This is a genomic window from Streptomyces sp. NBC_01275 (assembly GCF_026340655.1).
GTDB lineage: Bacteria > Actinomycetota > Actinomycetes > Streptomycetales > Streptomycetaceae > Streptomyces.
This window is the reverse complement of the sequence record NZ_JAPEOZ010000001.1, coordinates 8,345,514-8,364,762: the sequence shown is the minus strand read 5'-3', so window position 1 is coordinate 8,364,762 and position 19,249 is coordinate 8,345,514. Positions and strand designations below refer to the sequence as shown.

The following is a 19,249-nucleotide window of genomic DNA, read 5'->3' as shown; positions in this document are numbered from 1 at the left end:
CCTGACCTGCGCTTCGTTTCCGCAGGTCAGGGCACATGACAACGGTGTTCAGTGCCGCGTTGCCGGATACCCCCCACCCGTAGTTCACTGTGGTTCCAGGGCAGAACGGTCCCCGGGCGGAAGCACCGCGGACACGGCGGACACGGAAGGGCTGTTTCCATGGGGGCTGGGCACGACCACGGCCACACGCACGCGCACGCGCCGACCACCGGCACGGCCGCGGCGGCGTACCGCGGCAGGCTGCGCGTCGCGCTGTCGATCACGCTCGCCGTCATGGTGGTCGAGATCGTCGGCGGGCTGCTCGCGGACTCCCTCGCGCTGATCGCCGACGCGGCCCACATGGCGACGGACGCGCTGGGCCTGGGCATGGCGCTGCTCGCCATCCACTTCGCCAACCGCCCGCCGAGCGCGAACCGCACCTTCGGGCTGGCCCGCGCCGAGATCCTGGCCGCCCTCGCCAACTGTCTGCTGCTGCTCGGGGTGGGCGGCTACGTCCTGTACGAGGCGGTCCAGCGGTTCTTCACGCCCGCCGCCACCGAGGGCGGGCTGATGATCGTGTTCGGCGCGATCGGTCTGGTCGCGAACATGATCTCGCTCACGCTGCTGATGCGCGGCCAGGCGGAGAGCCTGAACGTGCGCGGGGCGTTCCTGGAGGTGGCCGCGGACGCGCTGGGCTCGGTCGCGGTGATCCTCTCGGCGGTGGTGATCCTGACCACCGGCTGGCAGGCCGCGGACCCGGTCGCCTCGCTCGTCATCGGTCTGATGATCGTCCCGCGGACGGTGAAGCTGCTGCGCGAGACGCTCGACGTGCTGCTGGAGTCGGCCCCCAAGGACGTCGACATGGCGGAGGTGCGGGCGCACGTCCTCGCCCTGGACGGGGTGGAGGACATGCACGACCTGCACGCCTGGACCATCACCTCGGGGATGCCGGTGCTGTCGGCGCATGTGGTGGTGCGCTCGGACGTGCTGAACGCCATCGGCCACGAGAAGATGCTGCACGAGCTCCAGGGTTGTCTGGGCGACCACTTCGACGTGGAGCACTGCACCTTCCAGCTGGAGCCGGTCGGACACGCGCAGCACGAGGCACGGCTCTGCCACTGAGCGGCCCGCCGAGCCGGCACCGAGCGGCCCGCCGAGCGGCGCCGACCGGCCGCCGGGCGACCGCCGAGGGGGAATCCGCACAAGCGTTCCGTACGGTTCCCCGCCCATCGCCCGGGCAAGATCACATACCGGGCCCCGTTGCCGCGCGCAGGACATGCGCGCGTTTGCGCGAAGTGCCGGGAGTGCCGGGCGCGTGCGGCAGACTGGGGGGCGCGAGGACCGATGTTAAGGATGGGTATGCCGATCACACCTGCCGCCACGACACACAGCTCGTCGAACGGCACCGCGGACGCGATCTTGCTGGAACTGGTCGACGAGAACGGCGTCACGACCGGCACCGCGGAGAAGCTCGCCGCCCATCAGCCGCCGGGGCAGTTGCACCGCGCGTTCTCCGTGTTCCTCTTCGACGAGCGCGGCCGGCTGCTGCTGCAGCAGCGGGCGCTCGGCAAGTACCACTCCCCCGGTGTGTGGTCCAACACCTGCTGCGGCCACCCCTACCCCGGCGAGGCGCCGTTCGCGGCGGCCGCGCGGCGCACGTTCGAGGAGCTGGGCGTGTCCCCGTCGCTGCTGGCCGAGGCGGGCACGGTCCGCTACAACCACCCCGACCCAGCCTCGGGCCTGGTGGAGCAGGAGTACAACCACCTCTTCGTCGGACTGGTGCAGTCCGCGGTGCGGCCGGATCCCGAGGAGGTCGGCGACGCGGCCTTCGTGACGTCTGCCGAGCTGGCCGAGCGGCACGCGAAGGACACGTTCTCCTCCTGGTTCATGACCGTCCTGGACGCGGCCCGTCCGGCGGTCAGGGAGCTGACGGGGCCGTCGGCCGGCTGGTGACCTGACTGCAGGCGATCGAACGGCCGGTGATCGAACGGCCGACGATCGAACGGCCGACGATCGAAGGACCGGCGGTCAGACGACTTCCACGGGTTTGAGCGGCAGGGCGGCCCAGATCACCTTGCCGCCGCCCGCCGTGTGCTCGACGTCGCACACCCCGCCCGCCTCCCTGGCGATCTCCCGTACCAGGAGCAGTCCCCGGCCGCCCGTCCGGCCGTGGTCGGCCTCCAGGGCGGTCGGGCGGTAGGGGTGGTTGTCCTCCACGGACACCCGCACCCACTCGGCCCCGACGGCCACCTCCACCGCGAGCACGGGCGACAGCAGCGCCGCGTGCCGTACGGCGTTGGTCACCAGCTCGGAGACGATCAGCAGGAGTCCTTGGGCCAGGTCGTCCGAGACGGGCACTCCCTGGCGGTACAGCAGGTCCCGTACCGCGTGTCGCGCCTGCGGGACCGAGGCGTCCACGGCCGCCGCGGTGAACCTCCAGACGCCTTCGTAGGGTAGCGGTCGCGCCGCCGCGTCCTCGCCGGGTCCGAGAGGCGCGTCCGCGCCCCCTTCTCGGCCGCCTTCTGGGCGTGGGTCGGGCCCGCGCCCGTGGTTGTCCATCGTCCGGTCGCCACCCTTGCGCTCGATTGTCACCACACGTCGAGTGTTGGCAACGAAGCACGCCACTCCGGAAGGCTGAACAGAAGTCAGCAGTTATCGAGCGTTTCCGACCGCCTGCGCACGACCCCATCGACTACGAGACCGATCTCGTCGCGTTCATGCCGCCTTCGCGCACTTTTCGGGTTGTACGGGTTTGCCGGCGACCGACCGCCGTGATCATGCAGGCAGGCGGAGGCTAGGCTCCCTGGCATGGAGCCCGAACTGTTGCACGGCGTCACCGACGGGGTCGCCACCGTCGTCCTGCACCATCCGGCGAAGCGCAACGCCATGACCGCCGCGATGTGGCGGGCGCTGCCGCCGCTGCTGGACGCGCTGGCCGCCGATCCCGGCGTACGGACGCTGGTGCTGACCGGCGCCGGCGGCACCTTCTGCGCGGGGGCCGACATCTCCACGCTCCAGGATTCGCCGGACGAGGCGCAGACGCTGGCGGTACGGGCCGAGGAGGCGCTGGCCGCGTTCCCCAAGCCGACGCTGGCGGCGGTGAAGGGGCACTGCGTGGGCGGGGGCGCGCAGTTGGCGGCGGCCTGCGATCTGCGGTTCGCCGAGGAGGGCGCGCTGTTCGGGGTGACCCCGGCGAAGCTCGGGATCGTGTACCCGTCCTCCGCCACCCGGCGGTTGGTGGCGCTGGTGGGTCCGGCGACCGCCAAGTACCTGCTGTTCTCGGGCGAGTTGATCGACACGGAGCGGGCGCTGCGCACGGGACTGGTCGACGAGGTGCTGCCCGCGGACGAACTCGACAAGCGGGTCGCGGAGTTCACCCGCGTGCTGACCTCACGCTCGCAGCTGACGCAGGCCGCCGCGAAGGAGTTCGCCGACGGGCGCACGGACCGGGACGCCCACTGGGCCGCGCAGGCCCGCGGCAGCGGCGACACCGCGGCGGGCGTCACCGCGTTCCTGGAGCGCAGGGAGCCGCGTTTCACCTGGACTACGTCAGGCTGAAGCGGCTGTCCGTGCGGAACTCCTCGACGAGGTGCGCGGGCGCCTTCTGCGGGGACCCGGCGTCGTAGGGCGGCTGTGGGTCGTACTCGGTCAACAGCTGGACCGCCTGGGCGTGTTCGTCGCCCGCGATCCGGCCGACCAGGGTGAGCCCCATGTCGATGCCGGCGGAGACGCCGGCCGCGGTGACGTACTTGCCGTCGGTCACGACCCGCTCCCCCGTCGGCTCCACGCCGTAGCCCTCCAGCAGGTCCAGGGCGACCCAGTGGCTGGTGGCGCGCCGGCCCTTCAGCAGGCCCGCGGCGGCCAGCAGCAGGGAGCCCGAGCAGACCGAGGTCGTCCAGGCGCTGGTGGCGTCGGCGGTGCGCAGCCACTCCAGCAGGGCCGGGTTCTCCACCTGGTCGAAGGTGCCGGGGCCGCCGGACACCACGACGATGTCGGGGCTCGTCAGCTCGTGCAGGGCCCGGTCCGCGGTGAGGGCGAGGAACCCGGTGTCGCTGCGGACGGCGCCCGCCTGTTCGGCGACGAAGGTCACGCGCGCGTCGGGGAGGCGGCTGAGGATCTCGTAGGGGCCCACGACGTCCAGGGCGGTGAAGCGGTCGTAGACGACCATGGCGATCTGCATCGGTGTCCCTTTCTGGCGGTCTTCTGAAAGCGGTTGTCTGTTGTGAGAGCGGTTGTCTCTTGTGAAAGCAGTTGCCGTTCCTGAAAGCAGTTGCCGTTCCTGAAAGCAGTTGCCGTTCCTGAAAGCAGTTGCCGTTCCTGAAAGCAGTTGCCGTTCCTGAAGGCGGTTGCCCGATCCGAAAGCGGTTGCCGATCAGTGGGCGGCTGTCGGGCGGAACCGGCGGCGGTACTCCGCCGGCGGTGTCCCGAGCGACTTGACGAAGGCGCGCCGCATGGCCTCGGGGGTGCCGTAGCCGCTGGCGCGGGAGATCTCCTCGACGCCGTCGGAGGTGTCCTCCAGGAGGCGGCGGGCGTGTTCGAGGCGGACCCGGTCGACGTAGCGGCCGGGGGTCATGCCGGTCTCGTCGCGGAAGGCGCGGGCGAAGTGGCGGGGCGAGAGCCGGGCGTGTCCGGCGAGCGACTCGACGGACAGGTCGCCGTCCGGATGCTCGGCGATCCACCGCTGGACCTCCCGCAACGGTTCGCGCTGTGCGGTCTGGGCGGCGAGCTGGGCGCTGAACTGGGCCTGGTTGCCGGGCCGGCGCAGGAAGACGACCAGGTGACGGGCGATGGCCAGCGCCGCGTCCCGGCCGAGGTCCTCCTCGACCAGGGCGAGGGCCAGGTCGATGCCGCAGGTGACGCCGGCCGAGGTGTAGACGGTCCCGTCGCGGACGTAGATCGGGTCGGGGTCGACCTCGACGGCCGGGTGGTCGCGCGCCAGCGCGTCGCAGTACGCCCAGTGCGTGGTCGCCCGCCGGCCGTCCAGCAGGCCCGCGGCGGCCAGCAGGACCGCGCCCGTGCAGACCGAGACCAGCCGTCCCGCGCGCGGGCCGTGCGCCCGCAGCCACTCGGTGACCCGCGGATCGGGGCTGCTCGTGCCCTGCCCGCCCGGCACGAGCAGAATGTCCGGCCCGGCCGCCTCGGCCGCCTCGGCCCCCTCGGACATCTGCGCGAGGGACTCGTCCGGAACGAGGGTCAGCCCGCTGGAGGTCCGCACGGCAGCGCCGTCCACGGCGGCCGTACGGATGCGGTAGCTGCCCGGAGTGTGCTGCTCGGCTCCCGCGAACACCTCCACGGGGCCGGTCACGTCGAGGCTCTGGACCCCGTCGAAGAGGACCACGAGAACGGTGCGCTGCGCCATGGGGACGATTCTTCGCGAGCCCTGTCAGGGCGGCAATGACGAGTTCCCCACCTTTGCTGCCATTCCTGTGTCGTCCCTGATCCCCGGGTGTCGGCGCCACCTGCCACAATTGCCGCGCAACCTCAGGGAAGAAGGCGGTACGGGATCGTGACGACACCCGGGTCCATCGAAGCAAGGTCCATCGAAGGCAGGATCGCCGAGGAACTCGGCGTACGGGAGCGGCAGGTGAAGTCCGCCGTGGAGCTGCTCGACGGCGGCTCGACGGTGCCTTTCATCGCCCGCTACCGCAAGGAAGCGACCGAGATGCTCGACGACGCGCAGCTGCGCACGATCGAGGAGCGGCTGCGCTATCTGCGGGAGCTGGAGGAGCGCCGGACGGCGATCCTGGAGTCGGTTCGCGAGCAGGGCAAGCTCACCGACGCCCTGGAGGCGCAGATCCGGGGCGCGGAGACGAAGGCGCGGCTGGAGGACATCTACCTGCCGTTCAAGCCCAAGCGGCGGACGAAGGCGCAGATCGCGCGCGAGGCCGGTCTCGAGCCGCTCGCCGAGGGCCTCCTCGCCGACCCGACCGTCGCGCCGCTGGCCGCGGCCGGCGCGTTCGTCGACGCCGACAAGGGCGTCGCCGATCCGCAGGCCGCGCTGGACGGCGCCCGGGCGATCCTCACCGAGCGGTTCTCCGAGGACGCCGACCTGATCGGCGAGCTGCGCGAGCGCATGTGGGTGCGCGGGCGGCTCGCCGCCAAGGTCCGCGACGGCAAGGAGGAGACGGGCGCGAAGTTCGCCGACTACTTCGACTTCGCCGAGCCCTTCACCGACCTGCCCTCGCACCGGATCCTCGCGATGCTGCGCGGCGAGAAGGAGGACGTCCTCGACCTCGTCCTGGAGCCGGAGGAGCCCTCCGAGCAGCCCGGTCCCTCGTCGTACGAGGGGATCGTGGCGAACCGGTTCGAGATCGCCGACCGCGGGCGGCCGGGCGACAAGTGGCTGACGGACACGGTCCGCTGGGCCTGGCGGACCAGGATCCTCGTGCACCTCGGCATCGACCTGCGGCTGCGGCTGCGCACGGCCGCCGAGGACGAGGCGGTGAACGTCTTCGCGGCGAACCTGCGCGACCTGCTGCTGGCCGCCCCGGCCGGCACGCGCGCGACCCTGGGCCTGGACCCCGGCTTCCGTACGGGCGTGAAGGTCGCCGTCGTCGACGCGACCGGCAAGGTCGTCGGCACCGACGTGATCTACCCGCACGTCCCGGCCAACAAGTGGGACGAGGCCATCGCCAAGCTGGCGCGGCTGGCGAAGGAGCACGCGGTCGAGCTGGTCGCCATCGGCAACGGCACGGCGTCCCGTGAGACCGACAAGCTCGCCGGCGAGCTGATCTCCAGGCACCCGGAGCTGTCGCTCACCAAGGTGATGGTGTCCGAGGCCGGCGCGTCCGTGTACTCGGCCTCCGCCTTCGCCTCGCAGGAGCTGCCCGACATGGACGTGTCGCTGCGCGGCGCCGTCTCCATCGCGCGCCGGCTCCAGGATCCGCTGGCCGAGCTGGTGAAGATCGACCCGAAGTCGATCGGCGTCGGCCAGTACCAGCACGACCTGTCCGAGGTGAAGCTGTCGCGTTCGCTCGACGCGGTGGTGGAGGACTGTGTGAACGGCGTCGGCGTGGACGTGAACACGGCCTCGGCGCCGCTGCTCGCCCGCGTCTCCGGCATCACCTCCGGCCTCGCCGAGAACATCGTGGCGCACCGCGACGCCAACGGCCCGTTCTCCTCCCGTACGGCGCTGAAGAAGGTGCCGCGGCTCGGCCCGAAGGCGTACGAGCAGTGCGCGGGCTTCCTGCGGATCCGCGGCGGCGACGACCCGCTGGACTCCTCCAGCGTGCACCCGGAGGCGTACCCGGTGGTGCGGCGCATGGTGAAGACCTCCGGCCAGGAGGTCGCCTCCCTGGTGGGCAACACGGCGGTGCTGCGCTCGCTGCGGCCGACCGACTTCGTGGACGAGACGTTCGGTCTGCCCACCGTCAGCGACATCCTGAAGGAGCTGGAGAAGCCGGGGCGCGACCCGCGGCCCGCCTTCAAGACGGCCACCTTCAAGGAGGGCGTGGAGAAGATCTCCGACCTGGCGTCCGGGATGGTCCTGGAGGGCGTCGTGACGAACGTGGCGGCCTTCGGGGCGTTCATCGACGTCGGCGTCCACCAGGACGGTCTGGCGCATGTCTCCGCGCTGTCGAAGACGTTCGTCAAGGACCCGCGGGACGTCGTGAAGCCCGGTGACATCGTCAAGGTGAAGGTCCTCGACGTCGACATCCCGCGCAAGCGGATCTCGCTGACGCTCCGGCTGGACGACGAGGCGGCCCCGCAGGAGCGCCAGCAGCGCGGCGGGGGCGAGCGAGGCGGGGGCCGCCCCCCGCAGCAGCGCCAGCAGCGTCAAGGCCAGGGGCAGGGTCAGGGGCAGGGCCAGCAGCGTCAAGGCCAGGGGCAGGGGCGCGGCGGTGACCGGGGCGGTCGCCAGGCGCCGGCTCCGGCCAACAGCGCGATGGCGGACGCGCTGCGGCGCGCGGGCTTGGCCGACCCCAAGAAGGGCCGGAGCTGAGACCCGGCGGGGGCCCGCCGCCCGGTGCGGGCCCCCGCCGGTCCTAGCGTTCCGACACCTTGCCGTCCGCGACCTCGAACCGCCGCGTGACATGGACCGCGTCCAGCATCCGCCGGTCATGGGTGACCAGCAGCAACGTGCCCTCGTAGGCGTCGAGGGCCGACTCCAGCTGCTCGATGGCGGGCAGGTCGAGATGGTTCGTCGGCTCGTCGAGGACGAGGAGGTTGACGCCGCGGCCCTGGAGCAGTGCCAGGCCCGCGCGGGTGCGCTCACCCGGTGACAGGGTGACCGCCGGGCGGTTGACGTGGTCCGACTTGAGGCCGAACTTGGCCAGCAGGGTGCGTACCTCGGCCGGCTCGGTGTCGGGGACGGCCGCGCGGAACGCCTCCAGCAGCGACTCGGAGCCGTGGAACAGCTTGCGGGCCTGGTCGACCTCGCCGACCAGGACGCCGGAGCCGAGGACGGCGTGCCCCTCGTCCAGCGGGATCCGGCCGAGGAGCGCGCCGAGCAGCGTCGACTTGCCCGCGCCGTTCGCGCCGGTCACCGCGACCCGGTCCGCCCAGTCGATCTGCAGGGTCACCGGTCCGAAGGCGAAGTCGCCGCGCCGTACCTCGGCGTCGCGCAGGGTGGCGACCACCGCGCCGGAGCGCGGGGCGGACGCGATCTCCATGCGCAGCTCCCACTCCTTGCGCGGCTCGTCGACCACCTCCAGGCGTTCGATCATGCGCTGGGTCTGCCGGGCCTTCGCGGCCTGCTTCTCGCTGGCCTCGCTGCGGAACTTGCGGCCGATCTTGTCGTTGTCGTTGTTCGCCTTGCGGCGCGCGTTCTTCACGCCCTTGTCCATCCAGGACCGCTGCATCTGCGCCCGGTCCTGGAGCGCGCCCTTCTTGTCGGCGTACTCCTCGTAGTCCTCGCGCGCGTGCCGGCGCGCCACGTCCCGCTCCTCCAGATAGGCGTCGTAGCCGCCGCCGTAGAGGTTGATCTGCTGCTGGGCGAGGTCGAGTTCGAGGACCTTGGTGACGGTGCGGGTGAGGAACTCGCGGTCGTGGCTGACGACGACGGTGCCGGCGCGCAGGCCGGTCACGAAGCGTTCGAGGCGCTCCAGGCCGTCGAGGTCGAGGTCGTTGGTGGGCTCGTCGAGGAGGAAGACGTCGTAGCGGGAGAGGAGGAGAGAGGCGAGGCCCGCGCGGGCGGCCTGGCCGCCGGACAGCGACGTCATCGGCTGGTCCAGGTCCACGGCGAGACCGAGGGAGTCGGCGACCTCCTCGGCGCGCTCGTCGAGGTCGGCGCCGCCGAGGTCGAGCCAGCGTTCCAGGCTCGTCGAATAGGCGTCGTCGGCGCCCGGCGCGCCGTCGACCAGCGCCTGGGTCGCCTCGTCCATCGTGCGCTGGGCCTCGGCGACGCCGGTGCGACGGGCGAGGAACTCCCGCACGGACTCGCCGGGGCGGCGCTCGGGTTCCTGGGGCAGATGGCCGACGGTCGCGGTCGGCGGGGAGAGCCTGAGCTCGCCCTGCTCGGGCGCGGTGAGCCCGGCGAGCAGCTTCAGCAGGGTGGACTTGCCCGCGCCGTTGGCTCCGACCAGCCCGATCACGTCTCCGGGGGCGACGACGAGGTCGAGCCCGGAGAAGAGGGAGCGGTCGCCGTGCCCGGCGGCGAGGTTCTTGGCGACGAGGGTGGCAGTCATCAGGTCGTAGATCCTAGTGGTCGTCGGGGGCGGGCGGCGCAGCGGTTCCCGGGGCCGTCGCCCGCCGTCGCTGTCGGCGTCGCCCTCGTCACAGTGCGGGGTGGTCGGGCAGTCGACTACCGTCCGGGCGTGAACACCTTTTCGAGCGACGAAGTGATCGTGGTCGGCGGCGGGGTCATCGGGCTGACGACGGCCGTCGTCCTGGCCGAGCGGGGTCTGCGGGTCCGGGTCTGGACGCGGGACCCGGCGGAGCGGACCACCTCCGCCGTCGCGGGCGCGCTGTGGTGGCCGTACCACATCGAGCCGATGGCGTCGGCGCGGGCGTGGGCGCTGCGCTCGCTGGAGGTCTACGAGAAGCTGGCCGAGCGGCCCGAGGCGACCGGGGTGCGTCTGGTCGAGGGGGTGCAGGGCGAGACGGACCTCGCCGAGATCGAGGGCTGGACGGGCGGCCGGCTCGCCGGGCTGCGCCGGGCCACGGCAGGGGAGTACGGCGCCGGGACCGGGATCTGGGCGCGGGTGCCGCTGATCGACATGGCGGTGCAGCTGCCGTGGCTGCGGGAGCGGCTGCTGCGGGCGGGCGGCTCGGTCGAGGAGCGCACGGTGACCGATCTGGCGGAGGCCGACGCGCCGGTCGTCGTCAACTGCACCGGGCTCGGCGCGCGGGAGCTGGTGCCGGACGCCTCGGTACGGCCCGTGCGCGGGCAGTTGGTGGTCGTCGAGAACCCGGGGATCGACACCTGGCTCGTCTCCACCGGCACGGGCGGCGAGCCGGCCTACCTCTTCCCGCAGCCGGGGCGGCTGCTGCTGGGCGGCACGGCGCAGGACGACGACTGGTCCCTGGAGCCGGACCCGGCGGTGGCCGAGGGGATCGTCCGGCGGTGCGCGGCGCTGCGGCCCGAGGTCGCCGGGGCGCGGATCCTGGAGCACCGGGTCGGTCTGCGGCCCGCACGGCCCGCGGTGCGCCTGGAGCGGGAGCGGCTGCCGGACGGACGGACGGTGGTGCACCACTACGGCCACGGCGGGGCGGGCGTGACGGTGGCGTGGGGGTGCGCGGAGGAGGCGGCCGGGCTGGTGATCCCGGCCGCCTCCTCCTGAGCCGACCGGTTCCCCTACGGGATCCGGTACGGGGTGTGCGCCGCCTGTACGCCGTCCAGGGGCGCGGCGTCGGAGCCGGAGGCGGAACCGGGCGTGGAGCCGGGAGTGGAGCTCACCGCGGAACCGGACGTGGCCGCGGTGAACGCCTTGGCGCCGCCGACGAGCGGGACGCGGGCCGAGGTGCGGGACAGGTCCAGGGTGAGGGTCGGGGTGTCGGCGGGCGGGTCGATGAGGTCCTTGTCGGTGCCCGCGACGATCAGGGCGAGCCGGTGGCCCTTCGGTACGACGTGGTCGGTGGCGGCCAGGTCGAGGGTGATCGTGTACGCCTTGCCCGGGGTCAGCGGAACGCCCTTGCCCGGGTCGGCGTACGTGCCGAGGTCGGCCCAGCCGCGGCTGACGACGGTGGCGGTGACGTCGGCGGTCCTGGCCTTCGTCTCCTTGAAGCAGGCGCTGTCGCCGGCCGTGCTCGCGCCCCAGCAGGTGCGGTCGGTGAGGGTGGCGATGCCCTCGCCGCTCGCGCCGTAGTCGCGGACGGTGTCGGGGCCGAGGTCGACGAGGACGGCGGTCAGGTGGGCGGTGGCGGTGGTGGGCGTCGCGGTGACGGTGACCTTGGAGGAGCCGGAGACGCGCAGGTCACGGGTGAGGGGCCCGGTGACGAAGCCGGCCTTGGCGGGGGTCGGCGTGTCGATCTGGGCGGCCCAGTCGGTCTCGTCGAGCCCCGGGTCGTCGGTGAAGGCCGCGGTGCCCTCGCCCTTGCGCAGACCGAGAGCGCCGACTCCGGGCTGGACGCCGGTCGACGGACGCAGGGTGGTGGTCTGTGTGCCGCGCGGCGGCCAGACGGTCGAGGTGACCCACTGGTCGGGGTGGCGTTCGACGTCGGCCATGGGTTCGCGGTCGATGCCGTTGTCGTAGCCGAGGAGTTCGTGGTCGAACCAGCGGTGCAGGGTGTCCACCCAGGCGGTGCGGCGGAAGTCGAAGGGGTCGACGTGGCCGGTCTGGGAGAGCCAGATCTTGCGCTCGACGCCGTTCTTCGCGAGGGCGTCCCACCACTGGCCGAGGTGCTTGGTGCGTACGTTGAGGTCCTGCATGCCGTGCACGAGGAAGACGCTGGCCTTCACCTTGGACGCGTCCTTGACGTAGTCCCGCTCGGTCCACAGGCCGGTCCGGTCGCCGGTGCGCGGGGCCTCGTCGACGAGCCTGCGCTGCACGGCGGCGCACTTGGCGCGGGCCGCGGGGCTGTCGACGTAGTCGGAGAGCCAGTCGGGGCCGGAGTCGTAGAGGGGTGCGCCCTGGGCGAAGTAGTAGTCGTACCAGGAGGAGATGGCGCTGATCGGGACGATGGTCTTCAGGCCCTTCACGCCGGTGGCGGCGACGCCGTTGGCTATGGTGCCGTCCCAGCTCTTGCCGATCATGCCGGTTCTGCCGTTGGTCCAGGTCGCCTTGGCGGTGGTGGCGCCGGTACGGGTGGTGTAGGCCTTGGCGCGGCCGTTGAGCCAGTCGACGACGGCCTTCGCGGACTGGACGTCGGAGCGGCCGCCGACGTCGACGCAGCCGTCGGAGCGGTTGGTTCCGGCGAGGTCGACGCCGACGAAGGCGTAGCCGCGGGGCACGAAGTAGTTGTCGTAGAACAGCGGCATCTGGACGACGTCGCCGTTCGCGTCGTACGTCTTGCGCTGGCTCTCGTTGCCGCGGCCGCAGCAGGAGTAGTAGGGGCTGGCGTCCATGATGACGGGCACCTTGCGGCCCTGTGCGGCGGGTTCGCCGGGGCGGACGATGTCGACGGCGACGCGGTCCGGCTTTCCGTCGTCGTCGCCGTCGAGTCCGGTGTCGACCCAGACGGCTTCGCGGACGGCGTTGTCGTAGGAGTAGACGGGTCGGCTCTCGCGAGGTGTGGCCTGGGCCGCTGCCGGGGTGAGGAGGGCGGCTGCCAGCAGTGTGACGACGGCGGTCGCGAGCGGTCTCCAGATCGTGAAGCGCATGCGTGTCGGCATGCGGCGGACGGTACCCCCGTCAACTCCCGTGCAGAAGAGGGCAGCTGCGCCCCGCAGGGGGACATCTGGACATCCGTGGCGGCTGTGGCCGGAACACGCCCATGAGGGTGGTTCGGTCATGGCGGCCGAATGGCGATCGTGTGACAGGTGGGGCGGTGGACAGGTTCCGGGGCACAGCGACTGAATAGGCTCCGAACAGACTTCGGGCCCCTACGACTTGGAGCTTTCGTGCACCGCAGAATCATCGCGCCGGGCGCACTCGCGGCCGCGTCCCTGCTGCTGGCGATCCCGGCATCGGCCGCGCCCCTCTCCCCCGGCGCGCCGGGCATCGGCGACCCCTACTACCCGGCCTACGGCAACGGCGGCTACGACGTCTCCCACTACGACCTGCGGCTGACCTACCAGCCGGCCACGGACGAGTTGGCGGGGACGGCGACGATCCTGGCGAAGACCACCCAGGACCTGTCGAGCTTCGACCTGGACTTCCTGCTGGACGTCAGCGAGGTGCGGGTCAACGGCGCCACGGCCTCGTTCACCACGTCCGGCGAGCACGAGCTGGTGGTCACTCCGAAGAACCCGCTGCCGAAGGGCACGTCCGTCACGGTCGTCGTCCGCTACAGCGGGGTGCCGTCGACGAAGAGCGCGTACGGCTTCTCCACCTGGCACCGCACGCCCGACGGCGCGGTCGCGGCGGACGAGCCCGAGGCGGCCTGGTGGTGGTTCCCGAGCAACGACCACCCGCTCGACAAGGCGACCTACGACGTGTCCGTGGCCGTGCCGGACGGCACCCAGGCCCTCTCCAACGGCACGCTCCAGTCGACGACTTCGCGCCTCGGCTGGACCCGCTACAACTGGCGGTCCGACAAGCCGCAGGCCACCTACCTGGCCACGCTGGCGATCGGGAAGTTCGACGTCACGACGGGCACGTCGGAGGGCGGTGTGCCCGTCGTCAACGCCTACAGCAAGGACCTCGGCGCGAACGACGGGGCCGCGCGGGCGAGCGTGGAGCGGACCGGGGAGATCGTCGACTGGCTGAGCGGCTACTTCGGGCCGTATCCGTTCAGCTCCGCCGGCGGATACGTGCCGAACACCACCACCGGGTTCGCCCTGGAGACGCAGACCCGCGTCTACTACAGCCCGCGCCAGTTCGCGAGCGGCTCCAACACCTCCGTGGTGGTGCACGAGTTGGCGCACCAGTGGTACGGCGACTCCGTGTCCCTCAAGGGCTGGAAGGACATCTGGCTCAACGAGGGCTTCGCCCGGTACGCGCAGTGGCTGTGGTCGGAGCACGAGGACGAGGGCACGGCGCAGGAGCTCGCGGACTACGTGTACGCCTCGCACCCGGCCGACGACGCCTTCTGGACGGTGAAGCCGGGCGACCCGGGCCCGGACAACCAGTTCGACCTCGCCGTCTACGACCGGGGCGCGCTCGCGGTGCAGGCGCTGCGGGGCGAGGTCGGCGACGACGCGTTCTTCGCCGTCCTGAAGGGCTGGCCGCAGAGTCACGCGTACGGCAACGCGTCCGTCGCCGACTTCCAGCGGTACGCCGAGCAGGTCTCCGGCAAGCAGTTGGGCGCACTGTTCGACACCTGGCTGTTCCAGCCGACGAAGCCGGCGGCGCCGGCCGCGCGGACCGCGTCGATCGCCCGGACGTCGGCCGCGCCCGCGCAGCCGAGGTCATGGAAGAAGATCGCGGCGACGAACGACGTCCACCACGGCGTCGATCACGGCGTCCCCGAGGAGTGAGCCCGGCCTCGCTGCGAAAACCTCCCGGAACATCCCGAACTCCTGTCTGATTCGCGGCGGTTCTGGGTAGCAAGGTGGCCAGGGATCGCGGAGACAGTGGGGAGAGGGCCATGGCCGGTGCGGGGAACAGCAACGAGGGTCTGGGACTGTGGAGAGTGCTCACGCTCGTCGGGGCGGTGGGGCTGGGCATCGGGCTGATCGGCCAGGTGCCCGTCCTGACCCTGCTGGGCTCGCTGGTCGCCCTCGTCGGCGTGATCGGACTGACGGCCGCAAGGCGCAGACAGAACTGACCCATGTCGACCCGGATGGGGATCGGCACCAAGTATCGCGGCTACAGCTACCCGAACCGCGACGGAAGCCACCATGCCACCCAGTGGGCCGTGGTGTTCGACCTGCCCGTGTTTCCGCTGCGCCGCCATCGCCTGACCGTCGACGGCACGACGCACACGGTGCACGAGGAGACCCCGCTCAAGGGCGGCGAGATACTGCGCACCTTTCTGAACTGGTGGCTGCTCGGTCCCCTGGCCGCCCTGGGACCACCGGCCCTCGTGCTGTGGTGGCTGAGCAACGACGAGGAGAACTCGGGCTTCATGCCGTGGTTCCTCGTCCTGGGCAGCTGCGCCGCCTGGGCCGGCTGGGCGGCGGCGGCCCTGGGCGACCGCAGAAGGCTCAGGCGCGGGCTGCCGAAGTGAGCACCGGCGACCAGCGGGTGACCAGCGGACCGACCGGGCGCGGCTATCGCCCGGGCGCCGCCTCCGAGTCGGCCGCTCGGGCCAGGAGGTCGGCTCGGGCCAGGAGGTCGGCTCGGGAGAGGGCCGCGCTCTCGGTGGACGGCACCGTGCACGCGTACGCCCCGGCCACCGCGCCGAGCAGTGCGCACCGGCGCGGCGGCTCGCCGTCGAGACGGCCGAAGAGGTAGGCGGCGGCGAAGGCGTCGCCCGCGCCGTTGGAGTCGACGACCGGACCGGGCGGCGGGACGGCCGGTATACGGGTCAGCTCGCCCCCGGCCAGCAGATACGCGCCCTCGGCGCCGGCCGTCGCGACGACCGCTTCGGCGCGGCCCTGCTCGGCGATCCGGCGCATCGTCGCCTCGGGGTCGGTCAGGGCGGCGGCGGAGACGAACACGACGTCCGCCTCCCGCGCGAAGGCCCGGTGGTAGGGGTTCTCGCCGTCCCAGTCGTGCAGGTCGGTGGAGAGGCTGACGCCGGTCTCCCGGAGCACGGGCAGGGCCTCGGCGCAGGGGTGGGTGATGGACACGTGCGCGTGACGGCTCGCCCCGGCCAGGGTGCGCAGGGTGTCCTCGGGGAACCGGTCGTCCGGGCGCCCGCGGCTCGTGTCGTACAGGGAGAGCCGGCGGCCGTCCGGGCCGACGAGGTTGACCGCCCGCTTGGTGCCGGCGGGCTGCGGGACGGCGGTGAGGCCGATGCCCCGGTCCCGGTGCAGGGCGCGGACCAGGTCGCCCTCGGGGTCGTCGCCGAGGAAGTCCAGATGGTGGGTGCGCAGGCCGAGGGCGGCGAGGCCCAGGGCGACGAAGTCGCCGGTCTGTCCGGCGCGGGTGCGGATCCCGCTGTCGATCAGATAGCTGTCGGCGTACGGAAGCGGCAGCTCCGGTACGTACACGATCGTGTCCACGCCTGCCCCGCCCAGGACCAGGACGTCGATGTCCCGCCGGTCGATGTCCCGCCGGTCGTTCTCCCCCTGCATGTGCGCTACCCCTCCCCGTGGTCGTACACCGTCACCGCCACGCCCCGCCTCACCAGCCGCTCGGTGACGAGCGGTTCGACGCGGGACCACTTGCCGCCGGCCAGTCCGCAGCCTATGCGGGGCATGTGCACCGACGCTCCGAGTTCGAGCACCCGGTCGGCCAGGCGGGCCAGGGCCGCGTCGATCGCCTCGTAGCGCACGGGGACGCCCTTGCTGCCCGTCCGGGTGCCGTGCTGGCCGATCATGTTGGCGACCCACACGTCGGGCTTCACCTGGACGAGCTGGAGCGCGCCCAGGCCGAAGTCGTTGGAGGCGCGCTCGCGGTGCCAGGCGCGGTAGGCCGCCTCCGGCTCCGGCCAGCGGCGCGACAGCGCCAGGACGAAGCCCTTTCCCCAACCCCCCAGGTCGTTGCAGACATGGGCGATCACCTTGACGCCCTTCACCGAGGGAACGGTGGCGTCACCCCGGACGTATGTGATCTCCGACATGACGCCACCGTAGGCGATGCCACTGACAGTGGCCCTGACCTGCTACTTCTGGCCTGGCACGGCTGGCCTGCCACCTCTGGCCTGCTACTTCGTCTTCTGAGTGAGCTGCGAGAGCTCCTGGTCCGCGGTCCTGGAGACCCGGCTGCGGACCGCGAACCAGCCGCCGACCAGGGCGGCCGCGATCACCGGGATGAGCAGGAGGGTCTTGCGGCCGACCTCGGGGTCGTTCCACATCAGGCCGAGGACGGCGATCAGGAAGACGATCGTGACGATCTCCGTGACCGGGCTGAAGGGCAGCCGGAAGTCGGGGCGGGCGAGCAGGCCCGCCTCGGCGCGGCGGACGAAGACCAGGTGACAGACCATGATGATCACCCAGGTGCTGATGATGCCGAGGGAGGCGATGTTCAGCACGATCTCGAAGGCCTGGTCGGGCATGAGGAAGTTCAGGCCGACGCCGAGGACGCAGACTCCGCAGGTCAGCAGGATGCCGCCGTAGGGGACCTGGCTGCGGTTCATGCGGGCGGTGAACTTCGGGGCCGAGCCCGCCATGGCCATGGAGCGCAGGATGCGGCCGGTGGAGTACAGGCCGGAGTTCAGCGAGGACATGGCGGCGGTCAGGACGACAAGGTTCATGACGTCGCCGGCGCCGGAGACGCCGATCTTCGACAGGACCGTGACGAAGGGGCTCTCGCCGGCCGAGTAGACCGAGCCGGGCAGCAGCAGGGCGAGCAGGACGACGGAGCCGACGTAGAACAGGCCCACGCGCCACATGATCGAGTTCACCGCGCGCGGGACGACCTTCTCCGGCTCGGCGGTCTCGCCCGCGGCGACGCCGACCAGCTCCAGGGCGGCGTACGCGAAGATCACGCCCTGCATGACGAGGACGACGGGCATCAGGCCGTGCGGGAGAACGCCGCCGTGGTCCGTGATCACGCCGAGCCCCGGCTTCTGGCCGCCCACCTCGTGCTGGGTGGCGAGCAGGAAGATGCCGACGCACATGAAGGCCACGAGGGTGGCGACCTTGACGATCGCGAACCAGAACTCCATCTCGCCGAAGATCTTCACCGAGATCAGGTTCACCGCCAGCACCACGGCGAGCGCGATCAGGGCGAGCACCCACTGGGGGATGCTCGTGAACATGCTCCAGTAGTGCGTGTAGAGGGCGATCGCGGTGATGTCGGCGATGCCGGTCGTCGACCAGTTCAGGAAGTACATCCAGCCGGCGACATAGGCGCCCTTCTCGCCGAGGAACTCGCGCGCGTAGGACACGAAGGAGCCGGAAGAGGGCCGGTAGAGCACCAGCTCACCGAGGGCGCGGACGACGAAGAACGCGAAGACGCCGCAGATCAGATAGGCGACGGCGAGCGCGGGGCCCGCGTTGTGGAGGCGTCCTCCGGCGCCCAGGAAGAGGCCGGTGCCGATGGCGCCGCCGATGGCGATCATGTTGACGTGGCGGTGCTTGAGGGCCTTGCTGTAGCCGGCGTCGCCCGCGTCCGCGGGGGTCGCGGTCGCCTGGGGGTGGGCGGCGACTTCGGCCGTGCGCACGGTGTCCTTGCTCACGGGTGGTACCACTCTCTGGTGCGCCCGGGCGTGGTGCGCCCGGGTGTCCGTACGGTCGTGGCCCGCGGCTCCCGGGTAGGGGCACAGACCAAGGCAGCAGCTTCCCAGAGCCGTCGGCGATCATGCGGTGGCCCATGTCACAGAGCGTCACTTCTCACAGGGTGGGGTGCTCTCTCCCACGGTCGGGTGCTCTGGGGGCGCAGTGGGTGTCACAGCACTGGTGCGACAGCGATACTGCTGCACATGACGATCGAGAGCGAGGAGCCGGCCCTCACGGTCGACGAGCTGGCCGCGCGGGCCGGGGTCACGGTGCGGACCGTGCGGTTCTACAGCACCCGGGGTCTGCTGCCGCCGCCGGTGATCGGTCCGCGCCGGGTGGGGCGCTATGGCCCGGAGCACCTCGCCCGGCTCGAGCTGATCGAGGAGCTGCAACGGCAGGGCATGACCCTGGCGGCGATCGAGCGCTATCTGGGGCAGCTGCCGCCGGGTCTCGACGCACAGGACCTCGCCATCCACCGGGCCGTGGTGGCCTCCTGGGCGCCGGACCCGCCGGAGGCCCTCTCCCAGGAGGAGCTGTACCGGCTGGCCGGCCGGGAGCTGACCGACGAGGACGTACGGCGGCTGACCGCCATGGGCGTGGTCGCGCCCGAGGACGACGCCTACCGGGTCGACGCGGGCCTCCTGCGGCTCGGCGTCGAGCTGCTCGACGTACCGCTGTCGCCGGAGGTGGTCCTCGCGGCGCGGGAGGTGCTGCTGGAGCACTCGCGCGCGGCGGCGCACGAGCTGTCGCGGCTGCTGCGGGAGGCGGTGGCGGAGCGCGCGGCTCAGGACGTGAAGTCACTGAGCGCGCACATGCGGCCGCTGGTGGTGCAGGCCCTGCTGACGACGTTCCAGCGGTCGCTGCGGGAGGAGCTGCGGCAGTGGCTCACGGAGTCGTAGGCGGAGTCGTAGGCGGAGTCGTAGGCGGAGTCGTAGGCGGACCGGCAGCGGAGTCGTGGTCGGAGCGGAGTCGGGGGCGGAGCGGGGCGCGGTCACAGTCCGGGGGTTCGACGGATCCGGC

Annotated in this window: 17 protein-coding genes; 9 read left to right on the top strand and 8 right to left on the bottom strand. The window is 71.9% G+C overall.

Going from position 1 to position 19,249, the window contains the following annotated elements; translation table 11 throughout:
• Nucleotides 1-159: 159 nt before the first annotated feature.
• Nucleotides 160-1,101, top strand: a complete 942-nt coding sequence (locus OG562_RS36675) for a cation diffusion facilitator family transporter (protein ID WP_266405767.1) — start codon at nt 160-162, stop codon at nt 1,099-1,101.
• Between the two features lie 237 nt (nt 1,102-1,338).
• The gene (gene idi / locus OG562_RS36670) at nt 1,339-1,932 is read left to right on the top strand and encodes an isopentenyl-diphosphate Delta-isomerase (protein WP_266405766.1); all 594 of its coding nucleotides are present in this window, start codon (nt 1,339-1,341) and stop codon (nt 1,930-1,932) included.
• Nucleotides 1,933-2,007: 75 nt separating this feature from the next.
• Here the strand turns inward: idi and OG562_RS36665 are convergent, their stop codons facing one another.
• On the bottom strand, nt 2,008-2,538 hold the full coding sequence (locus tag OG562_RS36665) for an ATP-binding protein (RefSeq protein WP_266409714.1): 531 nt from the start codon (nt 2,536-2,538) through the stop codon (nt 2,008-2,010).
• Nucleotides 2,539-2,787: 249 nt separating this feature from the next.
• Here OG562_RS36665 and OG562_RS36660 point away from each other — a divergent pair, with 249 nt between their 5' ends.
• Complete coding sequence (locus OG562_RS36660; protein ID WP_266405764.1) at nt 2,788-3,537, top strand: enoyl-CoA hydratase/isomerase family protein; 750 nt, start codon at nt 2,788-2,790, stop codon at nt 3,535-3,537.
• Here OG562_RS36660 and OG562_RS36655 read toward each other — a convergent pair.
• Nucleotides 3,524-4,159, bottom strand: coding sequence for a DJ-1/PfpI family protein (locus OG562_RS36655; protein ID WP_266405763.1), 636 nt, complete (start codon nt 4,157-4,159; stop codon nt 3,524-3,526). The genes OG562_RS36660 and OG562_RS36655 overlap by 14 nt on opposite strands.
• A gap of 192 nt (nt 4,160-4,351) precedes the next feature.
• On the bottom strand, nt 4,352-5,338 hold the full coding sequence (locus OG562_RS36650) for a GlxA family transcriptional regulator (RefSeq protein ID WP_266405761.1): 987 nt from the start codon (nt 5,336-5,338) through the stop codon (nt 4,352-4,354).
• A 147-nt stretch (nt 5,339-5,485) separates the two neighbouring features.
• Between OG562_RS36650 and OG562_RS36645 the strand changes: the two genes are divergently transcribed.
• A complete protein-coding gene (locus OG562_RS36645) occupies nt 5,486-7,921 on the top strand; it encodes a Tex family protein (RefSeq protein WP_266405760.1) in 2,436 nt (811 codons plus the stop codon).
• A gap of 43 nt (nt 7,922-7,964) precedes the next feature.
• On the opposite strand, the gene OG562_RS36640 is transcribed toward OG562_RS36645, so the two are convergent.
• The gene (locus OG562_RS36640) at nt 7,965-9,605 is read right to left on the bottom strand and encodes an ABC-F family ATP-binding cassette domain-containing protein (RefSeq protein ID WP_266405759.1); all 1,641 of its coding nucleotides are present in this window, start codon (nt 9,603-9,605) and stop codon (nt 7,965-7,967) included.
• Between the two features lie 129 nt (nt 9,606-9,734).
• Here OG562_RS36640 and OG562_RS36635 point away from each other — a divergent pair, with 129 nt between their 5' ends.
• The gene (locus OG562_RS36635; protein ID WP_266405757.1) at nt 9,735-10,700 is read left to right on the top strand and encodes an FAD-binding oxidoreductase; all 966 of its coding nucleotides are present in this window, start codon (nt 9,735-9,737) and stop codon (nt 10,698-10,700) included.
• Between the two features lie 14 nt (nt 10,701-10,714).
• Here the strand turns inward: OG562_RS36635 and OG562_RS36630 are convergent, their stop codons facing one another.
• On the bottom strand, nt 10,715-12,691 hold the full coding sequence (locus OG562_RS36630; protein ID WP_266405755.1) for a Xaa-Pro dipeptidyl-peptidase: 1,977 nt from the start codon (nt 12,689-12,691) through the stop codon (nt 10,715-10,717).
• Between the two features lie 228 nt (nt 12,692-12,919).
• Between OG562_RS36630 and OG562_RS36625 the strand changes: the two genes are divergently transcribed.
• The 3 genes from OG562_RS36625 to OG562_RS36615 all read left to right on the top strand — a co-directional run bounded on the left by OG562_RS36625 (nt 12,920) and on the right by OG562_RS36615 (nt 15,129).
• Complete coding sequence (locus OG562_RS36625; protein WP_266405753.1) at nt 12,920-14,437, top strand: M1 family metallopeptidase; 1,518 nt, start codon at nt 12,920-12,922, stop codon at nt 14,435-14,437.
• Nucleotides 14,438-14,547: 110 nt separating this feature from the next.
• Complete coding sequence (locus tag OG562_RS36620) at nt 14,548-14,727, top strand: hypothetical protein (RefSeq protein WP_266405752.1); 180 nt, start codon at nt 14,548-14,550, stop codon at nt 14,725-14,727.
• Between the two features lie 3 nt (nt 14,728-14,730).
• Nucleotides 14,731-15,129: a hypothetical protein gene (locus OG562_RS36615; protein ID WP_266405750.1), complete on the top strand. Its 399-nt coding sequence runs from the start codon at nt 14,731-14,733 to the stop codon at nt 15,127-15,129.
• Nucleotides 15,130-15,172: 43 nt separating this feature from the next.
• Here OG562_RS36615 and OG562_RS36610 read toward each other — a convergent pair whose 3' ends face one another.
• The 3 genes from OG562_RS36610 to OG562_RS36600 all read right to left on the bottom strand — a co-directional run bounded on the left by OG562_RS36610 (nt 15,173) and on the right by OG562_RS36600 (nt 18,189).
• Entirely contained in the window at nt 15,173-16,141 is a 969-nt protein-coding gene (locus tag OG562_RS36610; RefSeq protein ID WP_266405748.1) for an adenosine kinase, read from the bottom strand.
• A gap of 5 nt (nt 16,142-16,146) precedes the next feature.
• Nucleotides 16,147-16,629, bottom strand: coding sequence for a macro domain-containing protein (locus tag OG562_RS36605; protein WP_266405747.1), 483 nt, complete (start codon nt 16,627-16,629; stop codon nt 16,147-16,149).
• Between the two features lie 84 nt (nt 16,630-16,713).
• Complete coding sequence (locus OG562_RS36600) at nt 16,714-18,189, bottom strand: amino acid permease (RefSeq protein WP_266405746.1); 1,476 nt, start codon at nt 18,187-18,189, stop codon at nt 16,714-16,716.
• Between the two features lie 243 nt (nt 18,190-18,432).
• Here OG562_RS36600 and OG562_RS36595 point away from each other — a divergent pair, with 243 nt between their 5' ends.
• A complete protein-coding gene (locus OG562_RS36595; protein WP_266405745.1) occupies nt 18,433-19,128 on the top strand; it encodes a MerR family transcriptional regulator in 696 nt (231 codons plus the stop codon).
• The last annotated feature ends 121 nt before the right edge of the window (nt 19,129-19,249 follow it).